Source organism: Variovorax sp. FW301-JW7 (assembly GCF_058788795.1).
Genome location: NZ_JBYTBC010000008.1, coordinates 169,206 through 185,189 on the forward strand (window position 1 = coordinate 169,206; position 15,984 = coordinate 185,189).

A 15,984-nucleotide genomic window follows, 5' to 3' on the forward strand; every position below is an offset into this window, starting at 1 on the left:
CGCCGGCGGGCATTCGCGATTGCGGAAGGGAGGGTTTCGCAATCACTGAGCGCCTGCGGGCGCGCGCGGGGATAGATTTGCGGCCATGACAAAGATCAAGAAATCCCTGCACACCGACCTCGGCCACAGCACGCCCGACAAGATCACCGTGCGCGGGCGCGACCTGCCCTCGGAAATCCTCGGCCACCTCAACCTGGGCGACATGGCCTTCCTGGAGCTGACGGGCCGCATCCCGACGCCGCAGGAGTCCGTGACCTTCAACGCCATCGTCGTCACGCTGGTGGAGCACGGCGTGACGCCCAGCGCACTGGCCGCGCGGCTCACCTACGCCGGCGCGCCCGAGGCCCTGCAGGCCGCCGTGGCCGCCGGCCTGTGCGGGCTGGGCACGGTGTTCGTGGGCAGCACCGAGGGCGCCGCGAAGATGCTGTACGAGGCCATTCCCTTCGGCGAGAAGCCGAGCCGTCCGCTGGCCGACATGGCCAAGGACATCGTGGCCGACCACCGCGCGCGCAAGATCATCGTGCCGGGCCTGGGCCATCCGCTGCACAAGCCGATCGACCCGCGCACGCCACGCCTGTTCCAGATCGCGGCCGAGAACGGGCTCTCCAGCCACTACGTCGCGCTGATGCAGGCCGTGCAGGAAGAGGCCGAGCGCGTGTCGGGCAAGTCGCTGCCGATCAACGCCACGGGCGCCATCGGCGCGATTGCGGCCGAGTTCGGCTTTCCGTGGAAGATCATCCGCGGCTTCGGCGTGATGGCGCGCGCCATCGGCCTCGTGGGCCACATCCTCGAGGAGATCGACGACCCGATGGCCATCGAGATCTGGCAACGCGTCGAAAAAGAAGCGGGCGGCCCCCGCCAGGACTGAAGCACATGATGATCGCTACCGACAACCGTTTCCCCGACATCCGCGACGCCGTGCGCGACCTGTGCGCGCAGTTTCCCAACGAGTACTTCCGCAAGGTCGACGAGGCGCGCGGCTACCCCGCCGAGTTCGTCGACGCGCTCACGAAGGCCGGCTGGATGGCCGCCCTGATCCCGCAGGAGTACGGCGGCTCGGGCCTGGGCCTGACCGAAGCCTCGGTGATCATGGAAGAGATCAACCGCTGCGGCGGCAACTCGGGCGCCTGCCACGGCCAGATGTACAACATGGGCACGCTGCTGCGCCACGGCAGCGAAGCGCAGAAGCGCCAGTACCTGCCGAAGATCGCCAGCGGCGAGCTGCGCCTGCAGTCGATGGGCGTGACCGAGCCGACCACCGGCACCGACACCACGAAGATCAAGACCACGGCCGTGAAGAAGGGCGACCGCTACGTCATCAATGGGCAGAAGGTGTGGATCTCGCGCATCCAGCATTCGGACCTGATGATCCTGCTGGCGCGCACCACGCCGCTGGCGGACGTGAAGAAGAAGTCGGAAGGCATGTCGATCTTCATCGTCGACCTGCGCGAGGCCATCGGCAAAGGCATGACGGTGCGCCCCATCCTCAACATGGTGAACCACGAGACCAACGAGCTGTTCTTCGAGAACCTCGAGATCCCGGCGGAGAACCTGATCGGCGAGGAAGGCCAGGGCTTCAAGTACATCCTCGACGGCCTGAACGCCGAGCGCACGCTGATCGCAGCCGAGTGCATCGGCGACGGCTACTGGTTCATCGACAAGGTCACGGCCTACACAAAGGACCGCGTGGTGTTCGGCCGCCCCATCGGGCAGAACCAGGGCGTGCAGTTCCCGATTGCCGAAGCCTTCATCGAGACCGAGGCCGCGAACCTGATGCGCTACGAGGCCTGCCGCCTGTTCGACGCGCGCCAGCCCTGCGGCGCGCAGGCCAACATGGCGAAGTACCTCGCGGCCAAGGCGAGCTGGGAGGCGGCCAACGCCTGCCTGCAGTTCCACGGCGGCTTCGGCTTTGCGTGCGAATACGACATCGAGCGCAAGTTCCGCGAGACGCGGCTGTACCAGGTGGCGCCGATCTCGACGAATCTGATCTTGAGCTACGTGGCGGAGCACATGCTCGGCCTGCCCCGCTCGTTCTGAAGGACTGCACATGAACGCCATCGACCACCCCAGCAAGGTGCTCGCGACCTTCGCGGCCGAGCTGAAGTTTGCCGACATTCCCGCGCCCGTGCTGCGCCGCACCGAGGACCTGATGCTCGACTGGCTCGGCTCCGTGCTCGCGGCGCGCACGGCGCGGCCCGTGCGCAGCATCGAGCGCTTCGCGCAGATGATGGGCCCCGCTGAAGGCCCGAGCGAAATCCTCACTTCGCGGCGCACCAGCTCGCCGCTGTTCGCGGCGATGGTCAACGCGGCGGCCTCGCACTACGTGGAGCAGGACGACGTGCACAACGGCTCGGTGTTCCACCCCGCCGCGGTGGTCATCGCACCCGCACTGGCGGTGGCACAAAGCCTCGGCGCCAGCGGCGAGCAGCTGCTGACGGCCGTGGTCGCGGGCTACGAGGTGGGCATCCGCGTCGGCGAGTTCCTGGGCCGGTCGCACTACCGCACCTTCCACACCACGGCGACGGCGGGCACGCTCGCGGCGGCCGCGGCGGTGGGCCGCCTGCTCGAACTGTCGCCGCAGCAGATGCTGCATGCCTTCGGCTCGGCCGGCACGCAGTCGGCCGGCGTGTGGGAATTTTTGCGCGACGCGGCCGACTCGAAACAGCTGCACTGCGCGCACGCGGCGGCCAGCGGGCTGATGTCGGCCTACCTTGCGCAGGACGGCTTCACGGGCGCGGCCAAGATCCTCGAAGGTGCGCAGGGGCTGGGCGTGGGCATGTCGAGCGACGCCGATCCGGCCAAGCTCACCGACGGCCTGGGCACGCGCTGGACGCTGGCCGAAACCTCGTTCAAGTACCACGCCTCCTGCCGCCACACGCACCCGGCCGCCGACGCGCTGCTGAAGGTGATGGAACAGAACCAGCTCCAACCGGCCGACGTGTCCCGGGTCACGACCCACGTGCACCAGGGCGCCATCGACGTGCTGGGCCGCGTGACGGTGCCCGCCACGGTGCACCAGGGCAAGTTCTCGATGGGCACGGTGCTGGGCCTCATCGCCGTGCACGGCCGTGCGGGCCTGGGCGAGTTCGACCGCGACTTTCTCTCGCCCGAGGTCTCGGCCTTCCGCGAGAAGGTGACGATGGCGCTCGACGACGAGGTCGACACCGCCTACCCCGCGCGCTGGATCGGCAAGGTCAGCGTGCACACCGCCGACGGCCGCACATTGGCCGGCCGCGTCGACGAGCCCAAGGGCGACCCCGGCAACAGCCTGAGCCGCGCCGAGATCGAGGACAAGATGCAGCGCCTGGCGCACTACGGCGAAGGCGCGACGGCTGACGAAGCGAAGGCGCTGTGCGAACGTGTCTGGCAGCTCGCCGGCACGGCCCGCGTGGGCCGCTGGCTCGGCTGAGGCCGTTCAGGCGAACAGCAGGCCCTGCCCCGGCGAGCGCGCATCGAGCCCGGCGGTGCGCACGAGGTCCCAGAAGCCCGCGGGCGAGCTGGACACCACGGGCACCCGCAGGCGCGCCTCGACCTCGCGCACCGCATCGAGCGTGACGAGGCCGCCGCACGAGATGAGGAGGCCGTCGGCGCCGGGCTGCTCCTCGAACACCTTCAGGCACAGGTCGACCAGCACCTCGGTCGACACCTGGCCCACGGCCTGCACGTCGGAGATGGCCAGGCCTTCAAGCGCCAGCGGTTCGAAGTCGCTCTGTTCGAGGTAGGTGCGCAGCTGCGTGTTGACTTCGTCGATGTAAGCGGTGGCGACGGCCACGCGCCGCACCTTGAGGTGACGCAGGCCCGCGAGGATGGCGTCGCTCATCGTCGTGCAGGGCAGGCCCGTGGCCTGTTCCATCTCGCGCTGCAACTGGCGCGTGAAGGCGACGCCGCGAAAGAAGCTCAGCGAAGTGCCCATGAGGGAGACGGCGCTCGCGCCCTCTTCCTTCAGCGCCAGCGCCTTGCCGATGACCGAGTCGATCACCTCGGTGTAGCCACGCGTGGAGATTTCGCCGAGGCCCAGGCCCTTGGCGCTGAAACGGATGCGGTCGCCGTAGAGCAGCGGGCCGTCGACCGGCACGGCGCCGGCTGCGGGCGGAACGATGAGGCCGAGATGGGGCTGTTGTGTCACCTCAGTTCCCCTCCGCCACGATGCGTTGGTCCGTGATGATGCGTTTCCATCGCGTCGTTTCTTCTGCCATGTCCCTGCCCAGCTGGGCCGGCGTGGCGTAGGCGCGCAGCGTGCCTTGCGCGGCGGCGGCCGTGCCCGTCTCGGGCATGTCGAGCACGGTCTTCACGGCGGCCGAGAGCTTGTCGACCACGTCGTTGGGCGTGCCCGCCGGCGCGAGCAGGAAGATGCGCGGCGCCACGTCGAAGCCCGGCAGCGCCTCAGCCAGTGGCGCCACGCTTTCGGCGCCTTCGAGCTTCGCGTTGTTCAGCAGCGCCAACGCGCGCAGCTTGCCGGCCTTCGACTGCGCCATGGCAGCGGTAGCGCTCACCACGCCCAGCGGCACCTGGCCGCCGACCACGTCGGGCACGATCTGCGCCGCGCCGCGGTAGGGCACATGCACCACGAACGCGCCGGTGGATTGCTTGAGCATCTCGAAGCCCAGGTGCTGCACGGTACCGACGCCCGACGACGCGTAGGAGTAGCGGCCCGGGTGCGCCTTGAGTTCCTTGACGAGTTCGGCGGGCGTCTTCGCGGGAAAGTCATTGCCCGCGACGATCATCAGCGGCGACACGAAGGCACCGGCCACGGGCTTGAAGCTGGTCAGCGGATCGATCGGAATCTTCGGCTGCAGCAGCTTGGCGATGAGCAAGGCGCTGTCGCCCATCATCAGCGTGTAGCCGTCGGGCGGCGCCTTGGCGACAAGGTCGGCCGCGATGAGGCCGGTGGCGCCGGTGCGGTTTTCGACCAGCACCTGCTGGCCCAGCACCGCAGGCAGGCGCGCGCTGAGCATGCGCGCGACCGCGTCGACACCGCCGCCGGCCGAGTAGCCGACGACGATGCGGATGGGCTTGTCGGGAAACTTCTGCGCCCACGCGGCGGGTGCGGCGGCCAGCAGGCCGGCCAGGGCCAGGGTGGCCTGCAGGGCATGCCGGCGCGAGGGCCGCATGGCATCTCTTCTTCTGTCGTTCATCTTGTCTCCGTGGTGGTCGGGATGCGCCGGCCGTCTGCGCGGCCTGGTCGTGGTCGGAAGTGTCGTCGGGTGGCGCTCAGGCCTTGCCTTTCCCGTGCGAGGTCGGCAGCTTCGCGAGCTCGCGCACGCGCTCGGCATTGGGCGTGAAGCCCAGGCCCGGCGCCTCGGGCAGCGTGAGCCAGCCCTGGTCGGGCACGGGCAGGCCGTCGAAGATCTGCTTGAGCATCTGCACCGCGACGTAGTGGTACTCGACCAGCCCGCCGTTGGACACGCCCGCATGCAGGTGCATGTTGTGGAAGGGCCAGGCGCCGCCGTTGTCGATGGGCACGTTGAAGGCCGCGGCCATGCCCGCGATCTTCAGGCACTGCGAGTAGCCGCCCGAGATGGTCACGTTGGGCTGCAGCACGTCGGCCGCCTGATTCACCAGCAGGTCGCGAAAGCGGAAGGCCAGGCCCTCGTTCTGCCCGCAGGCCAGCGGAATGCGCGTGCGCGCGCGCAGCTGGGCCATCTGGCGCACGTCGTTCTGCGTGAGCGGCTCCTCGAAGAAGCTGATGCCGTAGGGCTCGATGCGGTGCGCGAGTTCGGTGGCGTGGAACAGGTCGAGGCCGCAGTTGGCATCGACGTACAGCTTGACGTCGGGGCCCACGGCCTCGCGCACGGCGGCCACGCGGCGCACGTCTTCGGCAATGACCTCGTCGAGCGGGCGCGGCTCGTCGCGGCGCGCCAGCGCGTGGTTGCCGACAGTCATCTTCAGGCGCTGGAAGCCCTGCGACACCCACAGCTTGGCGGCGGCGGCGAGCTGGTCGCGCTCGAAGAAGCCGAAGCCGAAGGTGGCGTACACCGGCACCTTGGCGCGCGCGCCGCCGAACAGGCGCCACAGCGGCTGGCCCAGCGCCTTGCCCTTCAGGTCCCACAGCGCGATGTCGAGCGCGGCGATGGTGTGGCTCGCGTAGCCGGTCTGGCCGCGCGGCGAGAGCAGCCAGTAGAGCTTCTCCCACAGGCGCTCGGTGGCCATCGGGTCTTCGCCGATCAGCGCGGGGCCGGCCACTTCGCGCACGGCGGCGGCAATGATTTCTTCTTCGGTGATGGCCGTCATGCCGTGGCCGACGAGGCCGGTGTCGGTCTCGATCTCGGTGAGGCACAGCGACAGCGAGGTCTGCTTGTTCAGGCCGACCACGTCGATGGTCACGGGGATGTTCAGCGGCGTGGCGCTGACGCGGATGATCTTCAAGGGTGTCTCCTTTGGTGTGCCCGCATCTTTGCGCGAGGGCCGCAGGAGAACAATTCGTTTTTGGCGAGTTCGAGCCTTCGCGCGACGCGAAGGCTCGCCGTCCGAGCGTCCCGGATCAGTCGGGGCGGCCGAGGTGTTCGAGCACCGAGCGCGCGGCGGCCGTGAGCTCCTGCTGGCGGCGCACGCACAGCAGGTGACGGCGCAGCGCCCAGGGCGCGTCGAGCTTGAGGCAGCGCAGCTTGAGGATCTGCAGCTGCGGCAGGATGGCCGCATAGGGCAGCACGCCGATGCCCACGCCCTGCTCCACCATGCGGCAGACCATGTCGAAGCTGCCCACCTGCATGCGCACCTTGAGCGGCACCTGGGCCTCGAGCGCGGCGGCCAGCAGCACGCGGTGCAGCGCCGTGCCTTCGCGCACCACGATATGGTCGTGGCGCAGCACCTCGGCCACATCGATGCGCTTGCGGCGCGCCAGCGGGTGGTCGCGCGCGACCACCACGGCCAGCTCGTCGGTGCGGTAGGGCAGGCATTCGAGGCCGTCGGCGGGCGTCTGACCCTCGATCACGCCGATGTCGGCCAGGCCGGCCTGCACGGCCTTCACCACCTCGGTGCTGGCGCGTTCCTGCAGGTCGATCTTGAGCACCGGATGCAGGCGCAGGAACGAGCCGATCTGCGCCGGCAAGAACTGCGCGATGGTCGAGGCGTTGGCCGTGATGCTGACCACGCCCGCCACGCCGTTCTGGAAATCGTCGAGCTCGGCGCCGAGCCGGTCCATGGCCGAGAGCACGGCGCGCGCGTGCAGGAGCAGCCCATGGCCGGCCGAGGTGAGCGTGACGCCGCGCGCATGGCGCACCAGGAGCGGCAACCGGGCGCGGGCTTCAAGATCGGAGATGCGCTTGCTCGCAGCGGCCAGCGCAATGTGGCAGCGCTTGGCGCCTTCACTGATGCTGCCGTGGTCGGACACGGCCACGAACAGGCGCAGCGATTTCAGGTCGGCGGACATGCGGCTTCGTTCACCCCTTCTCAGGGCGCCACGAGGTGGTCGAACAGTTCGCGCGCCGACGCCGGCAGTTGCTCGCGGTCGCGCGCGATGAGCTTGAGTTCGCGTTCGGCCCATGCGTCGCTCAAGGGCACCGTGGCGATCCGCATCGCCATCGACAGTCGCTGCGCCGACGACGACGGCAGCACGCCGACGCCCACGCCGGCTTCGATCATCAGGCAGATGGCCTCGAAGCTGCTCACCTGGATGCGCGGGTTGAAGCCACGCCCCGCCAGCTCGGCGCGACGCTGCAGGAAGCGATGGATGGCGCTGCCGTGGTGCAGGCCCACATGCTGCTCGTCGAGCGTGTCGACAAAGGCCACCGAGGGCGCGCCCGCGAGGTGGTGCGTGGCCGGCACGACCAGCACGAGGTGGTTGCGCCCGAACGGGCGCGCATCGAACTCGCCGGTGTGCACGTCGCCCGCGAGGATGCCGATGTCGGCCTCGCCGTCGGCCACGGCGCGCACGATTTCTTCGCTCAGGTACTCGCGCAGGTCGACCTGCACGGCCGGGTGCTGCGTGAGAAAGCCCGCAAGTTTTTGCGGCAGGTACTCGGTGATCGAGGTGGTGTTGGCGAACACGCGCACATGGCCCTTGATGCCCTTGCCGAAGTCCTGCATGTCGCAGCGCAGGTGCTCCATCTGCTGCATCACGCGCTTGGCGTGGTACAGCACCGCCTGCCCCGCGGCCGTGAGGCTCACGCCCTGCGCACTGCGGTGCAGCAGCTTGCCGCCCACCGCCTCTTCCATCTGCTTGATGCGCGTGGACGCGGCGGCCAGCGAGATGCAGGCCTTCTCGGCGCCGCGCGTGAGGCTGCGCGCGTCCGCCACGTAGACGAACAGTTTCAGGTCGAACAGGTCGAAGTGCAGGTTCACCGGGCGGGCACGAAGGAAGCGGGAGGAACGCGCATTGTCCGGCGAACGGCGTCGCCTGCAGCCGCTTGCGGGTTTGTCCTCATGCCCTCATGTCTTCAGACCGGGTCCCAGCTGAACACGTCGGCCGAGCGGTCCAGCGGGAAGAAACTGGCGCGCATCGCGGGCATGGCGTGCTCGGCGATGCTCTCGGGCGTCCAGCCTTCCGAGCGGTGGATGGAGCGCACCGGGCGCGGCTGGCTGATGAGCGAGATCTCGTTGTTGCGCACCGAGAAGATCTGGCCGTTCACGGCCGCCGCCGCGTCACTCGCCAGGTACACCGCGAGCGGCGCCACCTTGGCGGGCGTCATCTGCTTGATCTTGTCGACGCGGGCGCGCTGCTCGTCGGTGTCGGTAGGAATCGCGCCGATCATGCGGCTCCAGGCGAAGGGCGCGATGCAGTTGGAGCGCACGTTGAACTTGAGCATGTCCAGCGCGATGGACTTCGACAGCGCCGCGATGCCGAGCTTGGCCGCCGCGTAGTTGGCCTGGCCGAAGTTGCCGATCAGGCCCGAGGTGGAGGTCATGTGCACCAGCGCGCCCGAATTCTGTTCCTTGAAGTGCGTCGCGGCCGCGCGGCTCACGAAGTAGGCGCCGTACAGGTGCACCTTGATCACCGCGTCCCACTCGTCGACCGACATCTTGTGAAAGAACCGGTCGCGCAGGATGCCCGCGTTGTTGACCACCACATCGATGCGCCCGAAGCTGTCGACCGCGCATTCCACGATGCGCCCCGCACTGGCGGCATCGGCCACGCTGTCGGTGTTGGGCGCCGCCTGTCCACCCGCCGCGCGAATCTCCTCGACCACCTGCTGCGCCGGCCCGGCACTGCCGCCGGCGCCGTCGAGCCCCGCGCCGATGTCGTTGACCACCACCTTCGCGCCGTGCCGCGCCATCGCGAGCGCGATGTCGCGCCCGATGCCGCCGCCCGCGCCGGTGACGACGACCACTTTGCCTTCAACCATGTGTCTTGCCTCTGCTTCGGATGTTCGTTCGCCCGCGAGTTCGCGGGGGAATTTCAGAATGCCACAGGGGGCGGCCTGCGAGTTCAGGAATTCCGAAGAGGGGCTTAAGCCGCGGCTGCGCGCGACCGCCTGCGGGTGGCCGTTACTGCCGCGCCGTGCGGATGTTCGCCGGCAGCGTCTGCGGCCAGCTCGTGCGAAACGGGTTGATGTCCAGCCCGCCGCGCCGCGTGTAGCGCGCATACACCGCGAGCTTGGTCGGCTGGCATTGGCGCCAGATGTCCGTGAACATGCGCTCGGCGCAGGGTTCGTGGAACTCGTTGTGGTTGCGAAAGCTCACGATGTACGCCAGCAGGCCGGCCTGGTCGATGGGCGGGCCGCTGTAGCGGATCTGCACGCTGCCCCAGTCGGGCTGGCCGGTGACGAGGCAGTTGCTCTTCAGAAGCCGGCTGGTGAGGGTTTCGTTCACGTGCACCTGCGTCGTGTCGCTGCTCAGCAGCTCGGGCGCGGGCTGGTAGTGCGTGCATTCGATGTCGAGGCGGTCGAGGTCCAGGCCGTCGATCTCGTGCACCGGTTCGCGGTCGAAGAGGTCGGGCGTGAGCAGTTTCACGCCGATGCCGGCCGACTGGTCGCTGCCGCGCCATGCGGCTTCGGCGAGGTCGGTGCGCAGGTGCTCGCGCACCGCATCGATGCTGGCGAAGGTGCTGTTGTTGAAGCTGTTGAGGTACAGCTTGAACGACTTGCTCTCGATGATGTTGGGCGTTTCGCAGGGAATGGTGAAGTGCGCGATGGCCACCTGCGGCTTGCCGCGCGGGTTCAGCCAGCTGAGCTCGAAGGCGGTCCAGAGGTCGGCGCCGAAGAAGGGCAAGGCGCCGGCCTGGATGCCCATGGCTTCGCGCTGCGTGGTGCGTGCGATGGGGAACAGCAGGCTCGGGTCGTACTTGTCGGCGTAGGCCGAGGCGCGGCCGAGCTGCGACTGCTCGGGGGTGTTGGCGTTGGGGTTGGTCGGGTCGTGGCTCATGGGGCGGTTCCGGCATCCGCCGCGTGTGCGAACGGAGCGATGTGGTGGGCGAGGATCGTGCAGACCTCGGGCGGCAGGTCGTGGCCCATGCCGGGCACGGCGATGAAGGTCGCACCCGGAATGCGCTGCGCCGAATCGCGGCCGCAGGCGATGGGCACGAGCGCGTCGGCGTCGCCGTGCAGCACCAGCGTCGGGCGCTGGATGCGCGCCAGCACCTGCGGGCGGTCGTCGTCGGCGCCGATGGCGAGCATCTGGCGCATCAGGCCGGCCGGGTGGTAGGCGCGGCGCATGCTGAAGGTAAGGCGCGCGGCCAGTTGCTCGTCGGTTTGCGGGTAGGCCGGGCTCTGGATGAGCCGCAGCAGCTTGATGCTGTGCGCGACCAGCGCGGCCTCGTCGTGGCTGCGCGGGCGCCGCATGAGCATGGCCCCGACCTCGCGGCGCGGGCCCGGCAGGCCGCGCGCACCGCTGGAGCTCATGATGCTCACGAGGCTGGCGGTGCGTTCGGGCGCGGTGGCGGCGATGCGCTGGGCGATCATGCCGCCCATCGAGGCGCCGACGATGTGGGCCTTCTTGATGCCCAGCGCGTCGAGCACGCCGAGCGAATCGAGCGCCATGTCCTGCAGCGTGTAGGCGCTGCGCACCTTCAGGCCGATGCGGTGGCGGATGGTTTCCCACACGAGGTTGCCGGTGCCCAGGTGATCGAAGCCCTGGCTCAGGCCGATGTCGCGGTTGTCGTGGCGAACCACGCGAAAGCCCGCATCGACCAGCTGCTGCACGAACGCGTCGGGCCAAGCGACCAGCTGCATGCCCAGCCCCATGATCAGCAGGATGACGGGGCGCCCTTCGCCGCCGGTGTCGTCGACTTCGATCTGCAGGCCGTTGGCGGTGACTTTCATCGGGTCCTTGTTTTTCTTTTTACTTGAACTCGCGTTCGCGCAGCCACTTGGTGGCGACCCACTTCTCGCCCGCGAGCACCGGCGCGCCGCCGTGCAGCGTGCGGGTGGCGGGGTCGGGCCGGTCGTAGCTGAAGAACACGCCGGTGCCGCGCACCGGGGCCACTTCGAGCCCGATGTCGGGGAAGGTGGTGGCGCCGCCCTGCTCAGGCTCCTGCAGGTACATCACGAGCGTGGCCACGCGCTGGCCGCCGCGCTTGAGGATGGTGGGCGTGCCGGGCTCGTGCGGGTCGAAGTAGTCGTAGTGCGGGCGGTACTGCGCGCCGGGCGCGTAGCGCAGGATCTGCAGGCCCTCGCCGTACTCGAGCGGCCAGCGCAGCAGCATGGCCAGGCGCTGCTCGAGGCGCGCGACGATCTCGTTCTCGCCGCGCTCGAAGAACATGCCGTCGCTGGTGCGATCGACGTTGAGCACCTCGCCGCCGGTGCGGGTCTCGACGGTGAGCGAGCGGGCCAGCCGCACGCGCGCGGCGGCGATCAGGCCTTCGCATTCATCGACCGACAGCAGGTTGCCGAACACCACGACGCGCGGATGCCGCACGGTCTGCAGCACCTGCACGCGGCGGTCGCCGGCCTCGATGTACAGCGGCGCGCCGTCCAGGTCGGGGCCGGGCATCTCGGTGCGGGCCGGCGCCAGGGCCGCCGCGACATCGGGGAAGCCGGCCTCGAGCTGGGCCAGCGCCAGGTCGGTGGCGGCATCCTGCCAGCCGGCCGCCCGCATCGACATGCGCAACGCGGGCACCGAATGGCCGGCCGCGAGCTGGGCCACCAGCCATTCGCGCAATTCCGGACTGATCGCTTGGGACATGTCAGTGCTCCTCCACTCTGCAATGAGACCCGCAACACATGACTCCACGCAGTTCTTCGCCAGAAACACCGCGGAACCGGCTTTGCCGGGCCGCTGGTGTTGCCCCCTGGAAGGGGGTTGGCGAAGCGACACGAAGTGCGCGCAGCCTGGGGGTCATGCTAGCTTTCTTCTGAACACCAGCCTTTCGGCTGTCGACGCTTGAGCGTCGAAACCATAACCCTCGAGGTCGAATTTTTCCAGCGCCTTGGGCGTGGCCGCTTGATGCAGCACGGCCCAGCGCGCCAGCAGGCCGCGGGCGCGCTTGGCGAAGAAGCTCACGATCTTGTACTTGTCGCCCTTCCACTCCTGGAACACGCATTCGACCACGCGGGCCTTGAGCACCTTCTGGTCGACCGACTTGAAGTACTCCTGCGAGGCGACGTTGACGACGACCGGCGTGCGGTCGGCCGCCAGGCGCTCGTTCAGGTGCTCGGCGATGCGCGAGCCCCAGAAGGCGTACAGGTCCTTGCCGTGGCGGTTGGCCAGCGCGGTGCCCATTTCGAGCCGATAGGGCTGCAGGCGGTCCAGCGGGCGCAGCAGGCCGTACAGGCCGCTGAGGATGCCCACGTGGTCCTGCGCCCAGGCGAGCTGGGCGGGCGTGAGGCTGCGGGCGTCGAAGCCGCCGTAGACGTCGCCGTCGAAGGCGAAGGCGGCCTGGCGGGCGTTCTTGTCGGTGCTCTTGGACGACCAGGCGGCGTAGCGGGCCACGTTGAGGGCCGAGAGCTTGTCCGACAGGTGCATCAGCTCGGCGATGTCCTGGGGCGACTTCTCGCGCAAGAGCTTGATGAGTTCGACCGAGGGGCCGCGCGGGGCTTCGAAATGGGGCTGGGTGGCGGGGGTTTCGGAGGGGACGGGGGTGTCGTAGTCGAGCGACTTCGCGGGGGAAAGCAGGAACAGCATCAGTCGATTATGTGGGGCTGGGGTTTCCCCGAGCCGCCCCGGTAAAATCCCGGGCAATCCCACCCTGTCACCAACGGCACCCGAGGGTGCCGTTTTGCATTCCCCATGAGCGAACCTACCTCCCAGCCCGGCCTCGAGAGCCTGTCCAAATCGTTCGAACCCGCCGCCATCGAGGCGCACTGGGGCCCGGAATGGGAGCAGCGCGGCTACGCCAAGGCGGGCTTCCGCGGCACGCAGCAGCCCAAGGAAGGCGCCGAGTCGTTCGCGATCCAGCTGCCGCCGCCCAACGTGACGGGCACGCTGCACATGGGCCATGCGTTCAACCAGACGATCATGGACAGCCTCACGCGCTACCACCGCATGAAGGGCGCCAACACGCTGTGGGTGCCGGGCACCGACCACGCGGGCATCGCCACCCAGATCGTGGTGGAGCGCCAGCTGCAGGAGCAGAAGGTCAGCCGCCACGACCTGGGCCGCAAGAACTTCGTGGCGCGCGTGTGGGAATGGAAGGAAAAGTCGGGCAGCACCATCACCGAGCAGATGCGCCGCATGGGCGACACGGTCGACTGGAGCCGCGAGTACTTCACGATGGACGACGACCTCTCGAAGGTGGTCACGCACACCTTCGTGAAGCTGTATGAAGAAGGCCTGATCTACCGCGGCAAGCGCCTGGGCAACTGGGACCCGGTGCTCAAGACCTCGGTGAGCGACCTGGAAGTCGAGAGCGAGGAAGAAGACGGCTCGCTCTGGCACATCGCCTACCCGCTGGAAGACGGCAGCGGCACGCTCACGGTGGCCACCACGCGCCCCGAGACCATGCTCGGCGACACGGCCGTGATGGTCCACCCCGAAGACGAGCGCTACAAGCACCTGATCGGCCAGCGCGTGAAGCTGCCGCTGGTGGACCGGCTGATTCCGATCATTGCCGACGACTACGTCGACAAGGAATTCGGCACCGGCGTGGTCAAGGTGACGCCCGCGCACGACTACAACGACTACGCCGTCGGCCAGCGCCACAAGCTCGAGGTGATCGGCATCCTGACGCTGGACGCGACCATCAACGACAACGCGCCCGAAAAGTACCGCGGCCTGGACCGCTTCGTGGCGCGCAAGGCCATCGTGGCCGACCTGGAGGCGCTGGGCCTGCTGGTCGAGGTGAAGAAGCACCGCCTGATGGTGCCGCGCTGCGCGCGCTCGGGCGCCGTGGTCGAGCCCATGCTCACCGACCAGTGGTACGTGGCCATGACGCGCCCCGGCGCCGACGGCCAGTCGATCGCGCAGAAGGCCATCGACGTCGTGAAGTCGGGCGAAGTGCGCTTCGTGCCCGAGAACTGGGTCAACACCTACAACCACTGGATGGAGAACATCCAGGACTGGACCATTTCGCGCCAGCTCTGGTGGGGCCACCAGATTCCCGCCTGGTACGACGAAGACGGCAAGGTGTACGTGGCCGAGACCGAAGCCGAGGCGCAGGCCAAGGCACCGGGCAAGACGCTCACGCGCGACGAAGACGTGCTCGACACCTGGTACTCGTCGGCGCTGGTGCCCTTCTCTTCGCTGGGCTGGCCCGAGAAGACGCAGGACCTGGCGCTGTACCTGCCCTCGACCGTGCTCGTGACGGGCTACGACATCATCTTCTTCTGGGTCGCCCGGATGATCATGATGACCAAGCACTTCATGGGCACGGTGCCGTTCAAGGACGTGTACATCCACGGCCTGGTGCGCGACGCGCAGGGCAAGAAGATGAGCAAGTCCGAAGGCAACGTGCTCGACCCGGTCGACCTGATCGACGGCATCGAGCTGCCCGCGCTGCTCGACAAGCGCACCCAAGGCCTGCGCAAGCCCGAGACCGCACCGGCGGTGCGCAAGAACACGCAGAAGGAATTCCCGGAGGGCATTCCAGCCTTCGGCGCCGATGCGCTGCGCTTCACCTTCGCTTCGCTGGCATCGCTGGGCCGCAGCATCAACTTCGACTCGAAGCGCTGCGAGGGCTATCGCAACTTCTGCAACAAGCTGTGGAACGCCACGCGCTTCGTGCTGATGAACTGCGAAGGCCAGGACTGCGGCCTGCTGGAGCACAGCAAGGAAGACTGCCAGGTCGGCGGCAAGGCGCATGGCTACCTGAAGTTCAGCCGCGCCGATTTCTGGATCGTCTCGCAGCTGCAGCGCGTCGAGGCCGAAGTGGCCAAGGGCTTCGAGGAATACCGCCTGGACAACGTGGCCAACGCGATCTACCAGTTCGCCTGGGACGAGTTCTGCGACTGGTACCTCGAGATCGCCAAGGTGCAGATCCAGACCGGCGGCGACGCGCAAAAGCGCGCCACGCGCCGCACGCTGATCCGCGTGCTCGAGGCGCTGCTGCGCCTGGCGCACCCGATCATCCCGTTCATCACCGAAGAGCTGTGGCAGAAGGTGTCGAAGGTCGCGGGCCGTGAAGGCGCGTCGATCATGATCGCGGCCTACCCGCAGAGCCAGCCGGAGAAGATCGACGAGGCCGCCGAGGCGCACGTGGCGCGCCTGAAGGCACTGGTCGACGCCTGCCGCACGCTGCGCGGCGAGATGAACGTGTCGCCCGCCACGCGCCTGCCGCTGTACGCGGTGGCCGACGACGCCGAAGGCGCGGCCTTCCTGCGCGACGCGGCCCCGGTGCTGCAGGCGCTGGCCAAACTCAAGGAAGTGAAGGTATTCGACGACGAGGCCTCGTGGCAGGCCGCCGCCGAAGCCGCGCCCGTGGCGGTGGTGGGCACGACGCGCCTGTGCCTGCACATGGAGATCGACAAGGCGGCCGAGAAGCTGCGCATCGGCAAGGAAATTGCACGCATCGAGGGCGAGATCGCCAAGGTGCACGGCAAGCTCGGCAACGAGGCCTTCGTGGCCAAGGCGCCGCCCGCCGTGATCGAACAGGAGCGCACGCGCCTGGCCGATTTCACCGCCACGCTGGAGCGCCTGCGCGGCCAGCTTGTGCGCCTCGGCTGACAGACGAGGCCA

14 protein-coding genes are annotated in these 15,984 nt (G+C 68.6%); 4 read left to right on the forward strand and 10 right to left on the reverse strand.

Features of this window, described 5'->3' with window-relative positions; translation table 11 throughout:
• Nucleotides 1–85: 85 nt before the first annotated feature.
• From AC3WQM_RS21910 to AC3WQM_RS21920, 3 genes are read left to right on the forward strand one after another with little or no spacing between them, the layout of a single operon-like run.
• On the forward strand, nucleotides 86–868 hold the full coding sequence (locus tag AC3WQM_RS21910; RefSeq protein WP_062479773.1) for a citryl-CoA lyase: 783 nt from the start codon (nucleotides 86–88) through the stop codon (nucleotides 866–868).
• Nucleotides 869–873: 5 nt separating this feature from the next.
• A complete protein-coding gene (locus AC3WQM_RS21915; protein ID WP_492681648.1) occupies nucleotides 874–2,037 on the forward strand; it encodes an acyl-CoA dehydrogenase family protein in 1,164 nt (387 codons plus the stop codon).
• Nucleotides 2,038–2,047: 10 nt separating this feature from the next.
• The gene (locus tag AC3WQM_RS21920) at nucleotides 2,048–3,409 is read left to right on the forward strand and encodes an MmgE/PrpD family protein (RefSeq protein WP_492681650.1); all 1,362 of its coding nucleotides are present in this window, start codon (nucleotides 2,048–2,050) and stop codon (nucleotides 3,407–3,409) included.
• Nucleotides 3,410–3,415: 6 nt separating this feature from the next.
• On the opposite strand, the gene AC3WQM_RS21925 is transcribed toward AC3WQM_RS21920, so the two are convergent.
• From AC3WQM_RS21925 to yaaA, 10 genes are all read right to left on the reverse strand, one after another.
• Nucleotides 3,416–4,126: an arylmalonate decarboxylase gene (locus AC3WQM_RS21925; protein ID WP_492681652.1), complete on the reverse strand. Its 711-nt coding sequence runs from the start codon at nucleotides 4,124–4,126 to the stop codon at nucleotides 3,416–3,418.
• Between the two features lies 1 nt (nucleotide 4,127).
• On the reverse strand, nucleotides 4,128–5,111 hold the full coding sequence (locus AC3WQM_RS21930; protein WP_492681654.1) for a Bug family tripartite tricarboxylate transporter substrate binding protein: 984 nt from the start codon (nucleotides 5,109–5,111) through the stop codon (nucleotides 4,128–4,130).
• A gap of 100 nt (nucleotides 5,112–5,211) precedes the next feature.
• Nucleotides 5,212–6,366 carry a mandelate racemase/muconate lactonizing enzyme family protein gene (locus AC3WQM_RS21935; RefSeq protein ID WP_070062161.1) on the reverse strand — a complete coding sequence of 385 codons (1,155 nt, stop codon included), beginning with the start codon at nucleotides 6,364–6,366 and terminating at the stop codon, nucleotides 5,212–5,214.
• A 115-nt stretch (nucleotides 6,367–6,481) separates the two neighbouring features.
• Nucleotides 6,482–7,369 (reverse strand): LysR family transcriptional regulator, encoded by an 888-nt coding sequence (locus AC3WQM_RS21940; protein WP_099795466.1) that lies wholly within the window; start codon nucleotides 7,367–7,369, stop codon nucleotides 6,482–6,484.
• Between the two features lie 20 nt (nucleotides 7,370–7,389).
• Nucleotides 7,390–8,280: a LysR family transcriptional regulator gene (locus tag AC3WQM_RS21945; RefSeq protein WP_489057864.1), complete on the reverse strand. Its 891-nt coding sequence runs from the start codon at nucleotides 8,278–8,280 to the stop codon at nucleotides 7,390–7,392.
• Between the two features lie 95 nt (nucleotides 8,281–8,375).
• Nucleotides 8,376–9,281: an SDR family NAD(P)-dependent oxidoreductase gene (locus tag AC3WQM_RS21950; protein WP_492681656.1), complete on the reverse strand. Its 906-nt coding sequence runs from the start codon at nucleotides 9,279–9,281 to the stop codon at nucleotides 8,376–8,378.
• A 142-nt stretch (nucleotides 9,282–9,423) separates the two neighbouring features.
• Nucleotides 9,424–10,299, reverse strand: a complete 876-nt coding sequence (gene queF / locus AC3WQM_RS21955) for an NADPH-dependent 7-cyano-7-deazaguanine reductase QueF (protein ID WP_492681658.1) — start codon at nucleotides 10,297–10,299, stop codon at nucleotides 9,424–9,426.
• A complete protein-coding gene (locus tag AC3WQM_RS21960; protein WP_492681660.1) occupies nucleotides 10,296–11,195 on the reverse strand; it encodes an alpha/beta fold hydrolase in 900 nt (299 codons plus the stop codon). Before AC3WQM_RS21960 ends, queF begins: the two co-directional genes overlap by 4 nt.
• 19 nt (nucleotides 11,196–11,214) lie before the next feature.
• The gene (locus AC3WQM_RS21965; RefSeq protein ID WP_492681662.1) at nucleotides 11,215–12,057 is read right to left on the reverse strand and encodes a 2OG-Fe(II) oxygenase; all 843 of its coding nucleotides are present in this window, start codon (nucleotides 12,055–12,057) and stop codon (nucleotides 11,215–11,217) included.
• Between the two features lie 153 nt (nucleotides 12,058–12,210).
• Entirely contained in the window at nucleotides 12,211–12,996 is a 786-nt protein-coding gene (yaaA, locus tag AC3WQM_RS21970) for a peroxide stress protein YaaA (RefSeq protein ID WP_492681664.1), read from the reverse strand.
• Between the two features lie 105 nt (nucleotides 12,997–13,101).
• Here yaaA and AC3WQM_RS21975 point away from each other — a divergent pair, with 105 nt between their 5' ends.
• The gene (locus tag AC3WQM_RS21975) at nucleotides 13,102–15,972 is read left to right on the forward strand and encodes a valine--tRNA ligase (protein WP_492681666.1); all 2,871 of its coding nucleotides are present in this window, start codon (nucleotides 13,102–13,104) and stop codon (nucleotides 15,970–15,972) included.
• Nucleotides 15,973–15,984: the final 12 nt, after the last annotated feature.